At 33.1% G+C, this 15,376-nt stretch carries 17 protein-coding genes; 13 read left to right on the top strand and 4 right to left on the bottom strand.

Features of this window, described 5'->3' with window-relative positions:
• Window positions 1-28 precede the first annotated feature (28 nt).
• Both OZP09_RS19540 and OZP09_RS19535 read right to left on the bottom strand, forming a co-directional pair.
• Window positions 29-265 carry a hypothetical protein gene (locus tag OZP09_RS19540; RefSeq protein ID WP_269235313.1) on the bottom strand — a complete coding sequence of 79 codons (237 nt, stop codon included), beginning with the start codon at window positions 263-265 and terminating at the stop codon, window positions 29-31.
• An 87-nt stretch (window positions 266-352) separates the two neighbouring features.
• Window positions 353-1,516, bottom strand: coding sequence for a THUMP domain-containing class I SAM-dependent RNA methyltransferase (locus OZP09_RS19535; protein ID WP_269235312.1), 1,164 nt, complete (start codon window positions 1,514-1,516; stop codon window positions 353-355).
• Window positions 1,517-1,647: 131 nt separating this feature from the next.
• On the opposite strand from OZP09_RS19535, the gene OZP09_RS19530 reads away from it, so the two are divergent.
• Together OZP09_RS19530 and OZP09_RS19525 are read left to right on the top strand one after the other, a co-directional pair.
• Window positions 1,648-2,412 (top strand): class I SAM-dependent methyltransferase, encoded by a 765-nt coding sequence (locus OZP09_RS19530; protein ID WP_269235311.1) that lies wholly within the window; start codon window positions 1,648-1,650, stop codon window positions 2,410-2,412.
• Window positions 2,413-2,428: 16 nt separating this feature from the next.
• Window positions 2,429-3,097, top strand: a complete 669-nt coding sequence (locus OZP09_RS19525; RefSeq protein WP_269235310.1) for a ZIP family metal transporter — start codon at window positions 2,429-2,431, stop codon at window positions 3,095-3,097.
• 275 nt (window positions 3,098-3,372) lie between these two features.
• Here OZP09_RS19525 and OZP09_RS19520 read toward each other — a convergent pair whose 3' ends face one another.
• The gene (locus OZP09_RS19520) at window positions 3,373-5,760 is read right to left on the bottom strand and encodes a TonB-dependent receptor domain-containing protein (protein ID WP_269235309.1); all 2,388 of its coding nucleotides are present in this window, start codon (window positions 5,758-5,760) and stop codon (window positions 3,373-3,375) included.
• A 151-nt stretch (window positions 5,761-5,911) separates the two neighbouring features.
• Complete coding sequence (locus tag OZP09_RS19515) at window positions 5,912-7,048, bottom strand: helix-turn-helix domain-containing protein (RefSeq protein ID WP_281309853.1); 1,137 nt, start codon at window positions 7,046-7,048, stop codon at window positions 5,912-5,914.
• A gap of 178 nt (window positions 7,049-7,226) precedes the next feature.
• Here OZP09_RS19515 and murQ point away from each other — a divergent pair, with 178 nt between their 5' ends.
• From murQ to OZP09_RS19460, 11 genes are all read left to right on the top strand, one after another.
• On the top strand, window positions 7,227-8,039 hold the full coding sequence (gene murQ / locus OZP09_RS19510) for an N-acetylmuramic acid 6-phosphate etherase (RefSeq protein WP_269235306.1): 813 nt from the start codon (window positions 7,227-7,229) through the stop codon (window positions 8,037-8,039).
• Window positions 8,040-8,155: 116 nt separating this feature from the next.
• Window positions 8,156-8,377, top strand: a complete 222-nt coding sequence (locus OZP09_RS19505) for a DUF6095 family protein (RefSeq protein WP_269235305.1) — start codon at window positions 8,156-8,158, stop codon at window positions 8,375-8,377.
• A gap of 28 nt (window positions 8,378-8,405) precedes the next feature.
• Window positions 8,406-8,636, top strand: coding sequence for a hypothetical protein (locus OZP09_RS19500; RefSeq protein ID WP_269235304.1), 231 nt, complete (start codon window positions 8,406-8,408; stop codon window positions 8,634-8,636).
• Window positions 8,621-8,935, top strand: coding sequence for a type II toxin-antitoxin system RelE/ParE family toxin (locus tag OZP09_RS19495; RefSeq protein WP_269235303.1), 315 nt, complete (start codon window positions 8,621-8,623; stop codon window positions 8,933-8,935). The genes OZP09_RS19500 and OZP09_RS19495 overlap by 16 nt, the downstream gene beginning before the upstream one ends.
• The gene (locus OZP09_RS19490; protein ID WP_269235302.1) at window positions 8,923-9,495 is read left to right on the top strand and encodes a pentapeptide repeat-containing protein; all 573 of its coding nucleotides are present in this window, start codon (window positions 8,923-8,925) and stop codon (window positions 9,493-9,495) included. Before OZP09_RS19495 ends, OZP09_RS19490 begins: the two co-directional genes overlap by 13 nt.
• A 2-nt stretch (window positions 9,496-9,497) precedes the next feature.
• Window positions 9,498-10,073, top strand: a complete 576-nt coding sequence (locus OZP09_RS19485) for a DUF1572 family protein (protein ID WP_269235301.1) — start codon at window positions 9,498-9,500, stop codon at window positions 10,071-10,073.
• 139 nt (window positions 10,074-10,212) lie between these two features.
• Complete coding sequence (locus OZP09_RS19480) at window positions 10,213-10,584, top strand: DNA topoisomerase IV (RefSeq protein ID WP_269235300.1); 372 nt, start codon at window positions 10,213-10,215, stop codon at window positions 10,582-10,584.
• 33 nt (window positions 10,585-10,617) lie between these two features.
• Window positions 10,618-11,391, top strand: coding sequence for a TerC family protein (locus tag OZP09_RS19475; protein WP_269235299.1), 774 nt, complete (start codon window positions 10,618-10,620; stop codon window positions 11,389-11,391).
• A 144-nt stretch (window positions 11,392-11,535) separates the two neighbouring features.
• A complete protein-coding gene (locus tag OZP09_RS19470; protein WP_269235298.1) occupies window positions 11,536-13,449 on the top strand; it encodes a DUF294 nucleotidyltransferase-like domain-containing protein in 1,914 nt (637 codons plus the stop codon).
• 1 nt (window position 13,450) lies between these two features.
• A complete protein-coding gene (locus tag OZP09_RS19465) occupies window positions 13,451-14,080 on the top strand; it encodes a 3'-5' exonuclease (RefSeq protein ID WP_269235297.1) in 630 nt (209 codons plus the stop codon).
• 159 nt (window positions 14,081-14,239) lie between these two features.
• Window positions 14,240-15,346, top strand: a complete 1,107-nt coding sequence (locus OZP09_RS19460) for a M57 family metalloprotease (protein ID WP_269235296.1) — start codon at window positions 14,240-14,242, stop codon at window positions 15,344-15,346.
• Window positions 15,347-15,376: the final 30 nt, after the last annotated feature.

Raw genomic sequence — 15,376 nt, 5'->3', positions numbered from 1 at the left:
CTTAATTTATTTAGAATTCGATAATTATCTATCCAATTTCTCTAATTCCTTTTATGAAAATCCATTTCATGAAAAGCTTTTCACCATCTTTTGTCTTTAATGCTTTAAACTGAGGAGCTATCAAAGTAGCAACAATAAAAGCAGTCATCGGAATCCATATTCCGGTTAATGCTGTGTATTCTGAAATTATAAATCTTCCAAGAATAAATAAAATTGCGAAGCATCCTAATTGATACAAAAAAGCTCTTACTTGTAATTTTGTCATTTTTTTCTTTTTAAGGTTCAGAGTTACAAAGTCTCAAAGTTACAAAGTTTTTTACCTGTACATCGTTGAACCTTTGTCTCTTTGTTACTATTCGTTAACCTGAAACTTTGTTCTTTTACTTCCTTCGTACATTTCGTATTTAACCAGACGGGCTTCGAGACTTCCATTAAAGAGCTTGATTTTCCTGGAAGGTTTTAGTCCAACAAATTTCAAGGCTTCAAGATTTGCTGTAATAAACCAGGCATTTGTACCCGGATAATTTTTCTTTAAAGTATCGCCGATATTAGCATAAAATCTTTCCATTTGAATATCCAGACGCTCATCATAAGGCGGATTGAATACAATATGCAGTTTTCCATCAACTGCTTTTTCAGTATCAAAAAAGTTGTCTTCAGAAATCGTTACATAATCTTCAAGATTTGCATTTCTAATATTGTCTTTGGCCTTGTTCACTGCACTTGGTGCTTTATCAAAACCTTTAATTGTGTAATGAAACTCTCTTGTTTTTTTCATCAGACTATCGACAATTTTATCAAATAAATCATTGTCCCAGTCTTTCCATTTTTCAAAAGCAAATTCTTTTCTGTTGATGTTAGCCGGAATATTGCAGGCAATCATAGCGGCTTCAGCCAAAAAGGTTCCAGAACCGCACATTGGATCTAAAAAATGAGTTTGCCCATCCCATCCTGACAACAAAAGAATTCCTGCAGCCAAAACTTCATTAATAGGCGCAATATTAGTAGCTGTTCTGTAGCCACGCTGATGAAGTGAATTTCCTGAAGTATCCAAAGCTACTGAAACCTGATCTTTATCAATATGAACATTGATTCTTAAATCCGGAAAAGCTTTGTCAATACTCGGGCGCTGCCCAGTTCTCTCTCTAAACTGATCTACAATTGCGTCTTTACACTTTTGAGAAACAAACTCAGAATGGTTAAAATAAGTAGAATGAACCGTAGCATCAATTACAAAAGTCTGATCGGCATTCAGTAATTTCGACCAGTTTATACCCGAAATTCCTTTGTATAATGCCTGCTCATTATTGGCTCTGAATGAATAAATTGGCTTTAAAACTTTAAGCGCTGTTCTAAGTGACAAATTGGCTTTGTACATAAAGCCTTTATCGCCCTTAAAACTTACCATTCTTACCCCTTTTTCAATTTCCTGGGCACCAAGATCACGCAATTCTTTTTCTAATATTTCTTCAAAACCAAAAAAACATTTGGCAATCATTCTAAAATTTTCTTCCATCTTTATTTTTGTTTAAAAAAAACTCCGATCGCATACACATCTCTGATTATTCAGGTATAGTCACGAAATAGTTATTTTTCGGCAAAAATACACTAAATTTGCCGGACTTTGAATTAATTGAAATAGAATAAATGTCTGAAGCACCTAACCCATCAACACCGAATCAGGACCGTAACACCGAAAATTGGTTTACATCATGGTTTGATACTCCGTATTATCATATTTTGTATAAAGACAGAAATTATAGAGAAGCTCAGATTTTTATGGATAACCTTACCCATTATCTAAACTTGCCCGAAAAAGCAAAAGTATTGGATTTAGCCTGTGGAAAAGGACGTCATTCTATTTATTTAAACCAACTAGGTTTTACTGTTTTAGGCGCTGATTTATCTGAAAACAGCATTGCCGAAGCCAGTAAAAACAGTAATGAAACCCTGCATTTTAAAGTTCACGATATGCGTGAACCATTTGAGGAAAAATTTGATGCCATTTTCAATCTGTTCACTAGTTTTGGTTATTTCGAAAATGACGATGATAATCTAACCACTTTAAAAGCAATTAAAGAAAGTTTATCCGAATATGGTTTTGCCGTAATTGATTTTATGAACGTAAATCAGGTTATTGAAACTTTGGTTCCCGAAGAAGTAAAAACAGTTGACGGAATTGATTTCAACATCAAAAGATATGTAGAAGACGGACATATTTTTAAGGAAATTGATTTTGAAGATCAGGGCAAAAAATACCATTTTACAGAAAAAGTAAAAGCACTCACCTTGCAGAATTTTCAGGATTTGATGGAGGAAGCCGGTATTTATCTTTTAGATATTTTTGGCGATTACAAACTCAAAAAATTCCATAAAACTGAAAGCGAACGATTAATCATGATTTTTAAATAATTTGGTAAATCAGCAAATGAACTATTTATTACCCTTATTTTCTGTACTTTTAGGTTATGCAGTGGCTTTGTTTATAAAACCAAAAAACAAAACCAATCTTAAATTATTACTTGCTTTTAGCGGATCATTTCTACTATCGCTAACCGTGATGCATCTTTTACCTGAAGTTTACGAAGCACATAATCATAATATTGGTTTATTCATTATGGTCGGAATTTTATTCCAGATCATTCTTGAGTTTTTCTCAAAAGGCGCAGAACACGGACACGTTCACGGGCATGCAAAAATGTCTCAGATTCCTTGGCTGCTTTTTATAAGTCTTTGTATTCATGCTTTTTTAGAAGGTTTTCCTGTAAGCCATCATCATGGTTTAGCTATCGGAATTGCGATTCATCATTTGCCAATTGCAGTTATTTTAACGACCTTTTTCATCAATGCCGATTTAAATAAAAAGGCCATTTTTGCTTTCATGCTAACCTTTGCTGTCATGACTCCGCTGGGAACTGTAGCTTCTGAGTTTTTACCTTTATTAAACGAATATTACACCGAAATCACAGCCATTGTAATCGGAATTTTATTCCACATTTCATCAACTATCATTTTCGAAAGCAGCGAAGGACATAAATTCAATGTTGCCAAAGTTTCGATGATTGTTCTCGGAATCCTTTTGGCATTCTTTTTATAATTAGAAAATTTGTCAATTAGATGATTATTTACATTGATTAAATATCTGAATTCATTTTTTTTAAGCCTCCAAAACATTATATAATTACCTAATTAACTCATTATGTAATCATATCTTATTGTTTGTGTGAGGGATAGCAGCAAACTACCGAAGTAGTGCGGATAGCCCGACCGCATTTACAAAAGGTGCACATAAACGGTTTGTTAAATAGCGCCTTTTGTAAATGCGGTCACACCCAAAAGTTATCTAAGTATCAAATTGACAAATTATCTAATTTAACTCCCCGTTCTCTTTCTCTCTTCCTGATTTCCAAAATTGCGTTCTTTCACATTTATCTTTTTGTTTCCAAAATTATAAACCACAGACAAACGAACAAATCGATTACTTTCATTTTGACTGTAAACTTGTTTTACGCCATTTACAACCGAAGTAAAATCTTTTAAATAAGAAGTATTAAAAATATCATTTGCCAGAAATGCAACCTGGAGCGTTTTATGAAACAAATCCTGTTTGAAGCCAATATCAAAACTAGAAACATATCCGACTTTATACAAACCATTTTTAAAAGGTGTACTGTAATTAAAATCAATTTGAAGCTTTGTTGTTTTACCTAAAACAAACGTGTTGTTTGTAGTAAAATCAATTTGCAGGCTATTTGATGGCATTGCATTAAAATCCTTTGTAAATTCTGTCTTTGAGCCTAAAAAGTATAATGAATTTTCACTTTCCCACCAATCTGTAAAACTAGCCGAATAGGTTTCACCTAAACCATAATTTAAACCTTTAAAATAGTTCTCACGCGTTACAATCTGTGTATTTGTTTCCGGAATCGAGGTAAAAATAACGCCGTAACCATTTGTAATTACATTCATAAAAACACTCGTTCTCAATATTTCTTTATAGGAATATGACAATTCAAAATTATCAGAAAATGAAGGTTTTAAAAACGGATTTCCTTCAGAATAACTATTACTGTTGATATAAACCTTAAACGGATTCAGTAAATCAAAACGCGGTCTGTTGATTCTTTTTCCATAATTTAAACTAAAAGTATTGTTTTCGTTTTTCTTGTATGAAGCATAAAACGTTGGAAACAGCTTCAAATAATTATTTACATTTTCCTGATTCAGCGTTTCTGAAAATCCAGTTGTTTGCGTGTTTTCAAGTCGTAATCCCATTTGCAGATTCCATTTTTCATTTATCTTTTTATCTCCGTTAATGTAAATCGCCTGATTATTCTCCGTGTATTTAAAACGGTTTGACTGATTCGGATCTAATTCCGGTGTTCCTGAAATATTGTCATAAAAAAGCACATCACTCACACTATTTGTAAAACTCACTTTTGCACCATAATACAAATTAAATGTATGAAAAGGATGTTCCATATCGGCTTTAAAACTCCAGTTATCAATATCCTGATTCGAGATATTTCTTCCTGCCTGATTTACATCAACAAATTGCATATCAGGAGTATAATTATTGGCGATAAAATCTCTGTCAAATTTTGAGCTGTAATTAAAGTAGTCTGTATCAAAAGATAGTTTTCTGTTCAAAGAATCTAATTTGGTAATAAAATGCGTATTATAAGTTTGATTTTTTGATCCTTTATCCGTAGCGCTTTTATTCAGCGTTACATTCTGTAATTCATTCTGAAGATTATACTTTTCAATTCTGATATCTGAACCAAAATCAGGATTATTTCTGTCATTCATAAACTGAAAACCAATTGTTGTGCGATCAGATAAATCATAATCTAAAGCCATTTTTCCGGAAAGGTTTTCGTTTTTCACTTTAGTGACACTTGTCATTTTAGAAAGTCCGTCAGGAAAATACATTTCCAAGTTTTCATCAGCATTTTTATAACCCGTTTTTCCATTCACACTTGCAGAAAATCGAAACTTATTTTTGTTATAGAAGAAATTATTTCTTAAAGTATAAATTCCGTATTTATTCTGATCATAAGAAGCTGTCGTTGTGTTTTTCCATGAATCACGAACTCCTTTTTTCATGATAATATTAATCAGTCCGCCAAAACCGTCTGCTTCATATTTTGCCGGTGGATTGCTGATAATCTCAATATTTTTAATATCTGCTGCCGAAATTGATTTTAAAAAGTTATTGAGTTCTTCACCTGTTAATTCAATCAAACGTCCATCGATCATCATGCGGGAAGTTCCTTTTCCTAATATAGTAATCAAATCATTTTTTACCACAACTCCGGGGGCAGTATTAATAGCACTCAAAGCATCACCCCCGACCGTTGTAACATTATTCTCGAGATTGTAAACGAGACGATCTGTTTTTTGTTCGATAGTTTTCTTTTTAGACTGAATGACAACTTCGTTTAATTTTGTCTCATTTGCTTTAAGGATAATGATGCCTAAATCAGTGTCTTTTTCTAATAAAATTTCTTTTTCATAATCGGCAAAACCCAAAAGAGTGATGCCGATTTTATATGAACCGCTTTTAAGATTGATTTCAAAAGAACCATCTTGTCTGGTTGTCGTTCCATCAACAATTTTCCCTTCCTGGTTCAAGATCAAAACATCTGCCCATTCTAACGGGGTTTTTTCACTTGCTATTTTTCCTTTTAATTTTAATGTTGATTGTGCGAAACAAAATAAAGGCAATACTAAAAAGATAAGGATTTGTAATTTTTTCATGGTTTCTAATTTTACTTGTTCGATTAATTTGAAGCAAAGTTGCCTTAGAAAATTTCCTTACACGACCGATAAAAAAAGTCGAACCATTTTCTAATCATGAAATTGGTTCGACTTTATTTGTTATGAAGTACGACTTTTTACAAAACCTTAATTATGAAGCATTTCTATAAGCTGTCGGCGTTAAATTTGTATATTTTTTGAAAGACGTATTAAACGAAGATTTTGAATTAAAACCGACTTCGTATAAAATTTCCAACACAGTAAGCTGACTTTTCGATTGATCTTTTAAAATATGCATGGCTTTTTGAATGCGATATTCATTCACAAAATCAAAAAAATGCTGATCCATATGGTGATTAATCAAAATCGATAAATCCCGAACCGGAATGTTAATCTGATTACTCAGTTCCTGAATCGTAAGCGACGGATCAAGAAAAGGTTCTTTTTCCGTCATATATTTTCTTAAACTTGAAATCTGACCACTAATTACGTCGTTTTGTGTATTTACAGATTCTGATTTTTCTTCTATTTCAGGAATAATATCTTTCGTTAGTTGTAATTTAGAATTAATTCCTCTAAAAAGTTCCGGATGTTTTAAGGCTTTCATTATAAACCAACAGGTTATAAATAATGCTATCGTTCCGACAAGCACGTTTGCCCAAAGAAAAACTTCCCTTACACCGCTGTAGCGTATTATATTTTTTGATAGTACAACCGAATGTGCCGCTAGAAAAACGCAGGTCATCTGAAAAAGCCATTTATAAGTCGAAGTTCCTGGATTGGTGTAATTTTCTAAATAAATTTCTTTGTATTTCTTCAAAATCAAAAATACACTCACGATATAATACACATACTGAAATTCAATCAAAATCTGAATAAAGTAAATCTCTGACATTTGATTTAGAATACCGGTAAAAGTTCCTTCCTGAATACTAATATAGATTCTGGGAATAAAAAGTAAATTGACAATTACAAAAGGAACCAAATGGACTAAATGTTTCCACTGCAATTTAAAATCAGAATAACAGGCAGCAAGTACATAAAGATAAAACGACGGCATCCCTAACAAACAGAAAGTTGACCTGAAAATCTCTAAGTTCCTATGATTTTCATTGTATATGTACGTAAAAAATCCGCTGAGATCGATGGCAGAAAAAATAAAAAAGAAAGCAAATAAACGGTTAGCCAATTTGTTTTCCGTTTTAACGGTCAGCAGAAAAAATGCCATTAATAAAGAAACAAAAACTGAAATTTTGGCGATGCCTTCCAATAAAACTAATTGATCCATTTATCTTCTATTATGTAACAAATATACCATTTTAGTTTTTTAATCAAGGTTTATAAGTGGTTTAACCAAAAACAAAATCATTCCCAAAAAGATTAAAATCTTAATGACTTTGTCTTTTAATTTTTCCCTATTTGCGATAAAAAAGTTTAATTTTGGAGGATAACTATTTCTACAAAAAATGACGTTTACAAAAACTACCGAACAATCTTCAAAATATGAACATTTAGAAAAAATGTCAGTTCACGAACTGTTGACCAATATTAATAACGAGGACAAAACTGTACCCAATGCTGTTGAAAAGGCTTTACCACAAATCGAAGCTTTGGTAGCGCAGACTGTCGCCAATTTAAAATTGGGAGGACGTATTTTTTACATTGGAGCCGGAACATCCGGACGTTTGGGAGTTGTAGATGCTTCCGAATGTCCTCCTACTTTTGGTGTTCCGTTTGATTTGGTAAACGGGATCATTGCCGGCGGCGACACAGCCATTCGTCGTGCCGTAGAAAATGCAGAAGACAATGCCACACAAGCCTGGATTGATTTGCAGGCACACGATATCAATAAGAATGATATTGTAATTGGAATTGCCGCTTCGGGAACAACCCCGTATGTTATTGGCGGGTTGGAAACCTGTAACGAAAATAATATTGCTACAGGCTGTATTACCTGTAATGAAGGAAGTCCATTAGCACTAACAGCAAAATTTCCTGTAGTAGTTGTTGTAGGACCTGAATTTGTAACCGGAAGTTCAAGAATGAAAGCCGGAACTGCACAAAAATTGGTTTTAAACATGATTTCGACTGCATCGATGATTCAGCTTGGAAAAGTAAAGGGCAACAAAATGGTCGATATGCAGTTGAGCAATAGCAAACTGGTTGACCGCGGAGTAAAAATGATTATGGGAGAAATTCCCGTTTCGTATGAAGAAGCCTCTGAATTATTAAAAAAATATGGCAGCGTGAGGAATGCTGTTGACAATTATAATAAGTAAAAGTTTTGTGTGAGATGCAAGATGCGTGGGATTTGTTAACGCAAAGAGCGAAACCTGAAACCTTAAACCTGACACGAGGCTGAAAGCCGAACAAACGAAGTAAACTAAAAAAACAAATGGCAACAAATAAACAGTTATTAGGAAAAGGTATTAAATATTTAACTGGCGCACTTCCGTTGATGTTTATTGGTCCATCGTTGATTTATAATGCATTTATGAATCAGCATACCAACTGGCATTATCTGGTTTTGGGAATTGGAATCGTGGCTTGTTTAAGCTCCATGTTTTTAATCTTCTACGGATTGAAAACTATTATGAAAGGTTTATTTAATGACTAATTTATATCTTTACTAAAATTAAATATTTATGGATATTAAGGCAGAAATAAACTGGATTCATCAGGAAATTGACAAAGTTAAGGATCCTTCTTTTGTACAAAAACTAAAAAACCTTTTACAATCAGTCAACAATTCTGACATTGATTCAGATAGTTCATATAATGTTGATATCGATAATGCTTTAGAAAGCATCAAAAAAGGCAACTTTTATACAGAAGATCAGGCAAGAGAAATTGCAAAAAAATGGGGAAGAAAATAATTTGGTCAAGCAATGCGCTAGACCAATTAGAAGACATTCATTTTTATATTTTCTTTGAAAGCAAATCGATTACAATTGCTGATAAAGTAGTCAACACCATTTTTGACAGCACTGAGATATTAAAAACGCAACCTGAAATTTATAAACTCGACAAACAAAAAACTAACAATGATGGTAGTTTTAGAGTTTATGCAATTTATGATTTTGCAGTTTCTTATCAAATAACCGAAAAAAACATCTACATTTTAAGGGTACGTCACAATGCCCGAAAATCCAAAAAACATTCATGGAAAACCTAATCCACATTCAAAAAACATTCGAGAAAGTCATTTATATTGACAAAAAAATAAATAACCGTGAGTTTGAAGATTGTGTCTTTAAAAACTGTGATTTTTCGAATAGCAATTTTGCCTACAATACTTTTTTAGATTGCGAGTTTATTGACTGTAATTTGTCAATGACGAGTCTTGCCGGAACGAGTTTAAAGAACGTGACTTTTAAAAACTGCAAGCTTTTAGGAATTGCCTTTAACGAATGTGATGACTTTTTATTTCAGGTTTATTTTGAAGAAAGCACTTTGGATTATGCCATTTTTTCGAATAAAAAAATGCCGAAAACAAAGTTTATCAATTGTTCTGTAAGGGAAGTTACTTTTATAGGAACCAATTTAACGAGTTCGGTTTTTGATAATTGTGATTTGGATGGTGCTATCTTTAATGAAACACAACTAGCCGCGGTTGATTTTAGAACAGCTTACCATTACAAAATCGATCCCGAATTTAACCCGATGAAAAAAGCTCAATTTTCGACTCAGGGAATCGTGGGACTTTTAGATAAATATGACATTAAAATTGTATAAGCATGGAAATAAACGAATCTTATCTGGAAAGTGTTAAAAAGCAATTTTTGTATTATAAAATGCTGGGCGAAAAGTCAATCGATCAATTAGAGCCCGAACAGCTTTTTATTGCCGTCAACGAAGATACCAATAGTATTGCGACTATAATCAAACATATTTCGGGAAATATGCTCTCACGATGGACAGATTTTCTAACCTCTGATGGCGAAAAGGAATGGCGCAACCGCGATTCAGAATTCGAAAATGATTTAGATTCAAAAGAAGAAGTCATTAACGTCTGGAATAAAGGATGGGATGTGTTTTTTGACGCTTTAAACAATTTGAAACCGGAACAGCTATCGCATATCATTTATATTCGAAATGAAGGTCACACGGTTATTGAAGCGATTAACAGGCAATTGGCACATTATCCGTATCATATCGGGCAGATTGTTTTTTATGCGAAACAACTGAAAAATAGTTCCTGGGACAGTTTATCGATTCCGAAAAATAAATCCGGGAATTACAATGCCGAAAAGTTTGCCAAAGAAAAAGAAATAAAGAATTTTACAGATGATGAATTAAGCAGACTTAAATAATTAATTCTCTGTTTAAATTTTCTGATGAAAACGACTGCCCTAGCCCTGATTGCAACGAAAATCCTTTTTATTTTTCCTTCAAAAATAAAAAGATTGCAGTGGAAAGCAGGAATCAGCTCCTAAAAAAAACTTATTTAAAATGAAAAAAATTATATTATTATTTCCAATACTTGCTTTAGTATCGTGTTACAATGCAGAGCACAACTGCAAAGATTTCAAAAACGGAAAATTCAAATTTGAGTTTGAAGTAAACGGTGTAAAAAAAACAACGATTTTTGAGCGTAAGGACAGTATTGAAATTGAAACTTTTGAAGGAAAAACCGATACCTCAACCATACGCTGGGTAAGTGACTGCGAGTATATTCTGCAGAAAAAACATCCGAAAAATATGGCGGAAGAAAAAGCTATTGACATGAAAATATTAACGACTTCGAAAGATTCGTATACTTTTGAATTTGGCATGGTCGGTTCTGAGGAAAAACAGCACGGAAAAGTTTTTAAAATCGAATAAAAAATAGTAATTTGAATGTAAATTAAGATTTACATGGAAGTATTTTTAAACCCTGATGCCTGGATTGCATTACTGACCCTGACATTTCTGGAAATTGTTCTGGGAATTGACAACATTATTTTCATCTCGATCGTTACGGGCAAACTACCAGAACAGGACCGCAAAAAAGCCACCCGGATTGGTTTGTTTTTGGCTATGTTTATGCGAATTGCACTTTTGTTAGGGATTTCGTATTTGATTGCCATGAAAGCAACTGTTTTCAGTATCCACTGGGGCTGGCTCGAAGCTGATTTTACCGGACAGGCGATTATTTTATTTTTAGGAGGCTTGTTCCTGATTTACAAAAGCACCAAAGAAATCAGTGAAAAAGTGGATCATAAAGGAGAAGAGGAAAAAAGTATTGAAACCGCCGCAAAGAAATCTTTTTCGAATGTTATTTTACAAATCCTGTTAATCGATTTAATTTTCTCTGTTGACTCTATTTTGACGGCTGTCGGTATGACTAATGGTGTTGAAGGTGCGCTGACTATCATGATTACAGCAGTTATTATTTCTGTAATTGTTATGATGCTTTTTGCCGTTCCGGTTGGAAATTTCGTTAATAAAAATCCTTCTATTCAAATATTGGGACTTTCGTTTCTAATCCTGATTGGGTTTATGCTGATCACCGAAAGTATGCATTTATCTAATGCCGAGCTGATTGGCGAACATATTGGAGCCATCCCGAAAGGCTATTTGTATTTTGCCATTACCTTTTCTCTTGCTGTAGAATTCATCAATATGCGAATCCGAAAGAAAAAATCATAAACCTAAATTTAAAAGTTCCCATTGCGGAACTTTTTTGTTTCACAAATAAACCTGATTTTTCAAAAAATATAGTTTGAATAGATACTGAAATTTGTTTCTTTTACAATACTGTTTTCTAATTCTAAATTCAGAACGTAATCCAACATGAAAAATACCATTTCACATAGAGTAGCCGATTTTTTGCAGCACTTCCCTCCTTTTAATCTTTTGAATCAAAAAGACCTTGAAAAATTATCTGGACAGATTTCTATCATATATAAAGAAAAAGATTCGGTTATTTTTTCTGAAAATGAAAAGACACATGACTCTTTTTATGTGGTGCACAAAGGAGCGGTTGCCCTTAAAAAGAATCAGAAAACACTGGATATGTGTGATGAAGGTGACATTTTTGGATTAAGACCGCTCCTGGCGCAGGAAAATTATGTTATGGAGGCAAGTACTTATGAAGAGAGTATTTTATATGCGATTCCGATTGCAGTTTTCAAACCCTACGCATTAGAAAACAAAGCCATTGGGAATTTCCTGATCGAAAGTTATGCTTCGAATACTAAAAACCCCTATTCAGAAGTCCATAAAAACAATTTATACGGCGAAGTCATTGCGCAGCATGAACAGAATAATGAAAAGGAAGTATTTGATTTACAACCGATAAAATTTTCAAAAAAGATTGTGACGTGCGGGCCTTCAACCACAGCAAAAGAAATCGCTAAAATACTGACCAAGAAAAAAGTCGGGGCAATATTAATTGTGGATGAAATGCTCCCAATTGGAATTATTACCGATAAGGATTTACGCAACAAAATCGTTTCAGGTGATTACCCAATTACTACGACTGCTGAAACGATTATGACATCGCCGGTTATTACGTATTCTAAAAAATTGACAGTTACTGAAGCGCAGATGGCGATGATCAAAAGTAATATCAGTTATTTGTGTCTTACGAAAGACGGAACAGTCAATACAAAAGCTGTAGGTATTTTATCCAAACACGACCTTATGGTTTCGCTGGGAAACAATCCGGCAGTTTTGATCAAAGCTTTAAAAAGGACGACAAAAGTTAAGGAGATCAAACCTATCAGAGCCCGAATCATGCAGTTATTGCAGGGATATCTGGACCAAAATATCCCGATGACACTGATTACAAAAATCATTACTGAGTTAAATGATGCCTGTGTAACCCGTGTTATTGACATTTCACTGGAAAAAATGAATATACCGCCTCCTGTAAAATTTACATGGCTGGCATTGGGCAGTCAGGGACGCGACGAACAAATGTTGCATACTGATCAGGATAATGCGATTGTATATGAGAATGTTTCGGAAGTTTTTAAGGATGAAACCAAAGCTTATTTCCTAAAATTATCCACCTACATTAACAAAGGACTTTTTACTATTGGTTATGAATATTGTCCTGCTGAAATGATGGCATCCAACCCAAAATGGTGCATGAGCCTCAATGAATGGAAGGATCAGGTGGCTTACTGGATTAAAAATCCGGGTAAAAATGAAGTTTTGTTATCGTTCATCTTTTTTGATTACAGTGTAAAATATGGTAATCGTGAGCTTGTAGACCAGTTATCAGATTCAATATTTGAAAATGTGAAAGCCAATCCTATTTTTTATGTTCATTTGGTGAGCGGCGCTTTGCAAAGTCCTTCTCCAACAGGTTTCTTCAGACAGTTTTTAGTGGAACAGGATGGTGCTAATAAAGACCAGTTTGACATTAAACGCAGAGCTCTAATGCCACTTACAGATGCTGCAAGGGTTTTAATATTGTCACATTCAGTTAAGTCAATCAGTAATACGGCCGAACGTTTTGAAAAGTTAGCCGAACTGGAACCTCAAAACAGTGAACTTTACTTATCATGTTCTTATTCATTTAAAGCCTTATTGAAATTCAGAACCAAGCAAGGTCTTTTGCACCATGATTCGGGTCAGTTTATTGCTTTGGAATCCCTTTCGAAAATGGAAAAAATAAAACTGAAAAGAACTTTTAAAACCATCAAAGAACTTCAGGAATTGATTTCGGTACGTTTTAATGTTTCTAATATCGTGTAAAATGAGTTTATTTAATTTTTGGCAAAAAGAAGAAGAAAAATTTTTCGATGAAAGCATTACCATTGAAGAAACGCGTTTTGTAGTACTGGACACAGAAACAACTGGTTTTGATTTTACAAACGACCGCATTTTATGTATTGGTGCACTTGTTTTGCAAAATGGAACTATTTCGGTTCAGGACAGTTTTGAAGTTTATATCGAACAGGATCATTACGATGAATCAACTGCCCAGATTCATGGCATTTTAAAAGATTTTGTTGTAAAGCGTCCTTCTGAATCCGAAGCTTTAAAGCAGTTTTTAGACTATTTGGGTGATGCCGTTATTATTGCACATCATGCTTATTTTGATATCACCATGATTAACCGTGCCCTCGAAAGAAATGGCTTACCTGAATTAAAAAATAAAGCACTTGATACCGGAGTTTTGTACAAGAGAACTTTGATAAAATCTCATCTCTTTGAACGAAAAGACCATTACTCACTTGATGATCTGGCCGACAAATTTGATATTTCAAAAAAAGACCGTCATACAGCTTTAGGCGATGCTTATATTACCGCTATTGCTTTTTTGAAAATCATAAAAAAGCTGCGTGAGAAAAAAGAGGTTTCTTTAAACCAGCTTTTCAAATAATTAAGAATTTATTATGAAGCTTAAATTTACATTTCGAAGATAATTTTACCATTTGGTAATATATTCCTTGTTATTTATTAGCAATAAGAAAAAATTAACATAACATACATTTTGTTTTTCGGAGATAGATTTGCCTAATCAAAAAACAAAAAAACAGTTATGAAATTTAAATTTTTAAAATCGTCACTTTTTCTAAGTTTGGCAAGTTTATGTGTAATGGGTTGTCAGGATGATGACTCAAATGTAGAAGGAATTAACAATAATTCTACAGATAAAAATAATAGTCTAATTTTAAATGATAAGGATCCAGTTGTCATCAAATTACTAGACTTAGGGTTTAATTTAAAAAATATTGAAGAGTATGAAGATTTTTTCCTAGTTGAAAATGATATATTATTTAATAAAAATGAAAAAAAATCCGAAACAGTAAGTAAAACTGCCCAAGTACATGCTAATTCATTAGTCTTCATGGAAAATGTAAATAATATTACTGTAAGAATCGACAGTTCTATTCCTGCTTCTGGAAACGATAATTGGAGAACAGCAATTGCAACAGCAATAAGTGATTGGAATAATATAATAGATTGTCGAATAAACTTTACAATTACAACAAATTCAACTGCAGATATATTAATTGGATCTGACGGCAATATACTACCAAACAATAATCCTGCTGCTGCATTCCTTCCCTCAAATGGAAAGCCAGGTTCTCAAATTGCTATAAATTTGGATGCTGCAAATAATACAGTCTTTTCAGAAAAAGAAAAAGAACACATTATTAAACACGAACTTGGTCATACAATTGGTTTTTACCATACTGATGGTCCATCAAAAGGGGAACAAACCACATCATTCAACTGGATACAATATACTCCAAGTGGTTATGGCACTAATCAAGATCCAAATTCTGTCATGAATGCAGGTTGGCCTTATTCATTTATTTTGTCAAGTTATGATATATTTTCTGCAAAGTATTTGTATCCTGATTCATATTTTATTAATGAACTAATTTCTTTCCCTTTAGAAAACACCACTATCTATAACTCTGGAAGTTTTGAAACAACTTGGAGACCTTCATTTATTCCAGAAGCGAATGTAAAAATAGAAATATTTGTTGAAGGATTATTAGTTAAAACATCTATTGAAAAAAATGATGGTCATACTATTATCAGTGCTTATGGTAGTGGAAATTACAAGATAAAAATATCTTCACAATCCAATTCAAATTTATATGATGAGTCAAGTTTTTATTTTGTAAATGACTAATCACTTTCAAAAATAGATTATATAAAATGA

The organism is Flavobacterium flavigenum (genome assembly GCF_027111255.2).
Classification (GTDB): Bacteria; Bacteroidota; Bacteroidia; order Flavobacteriales; family Flavobacteriaceae; genus Flavobacterium; species Flavobacterium flavigenum.
The sequence above is the reverse complement of the archived record's forward strand: the minus strand, read 5'-3'. Positions and strand labels throughout refer to the sequence as shown.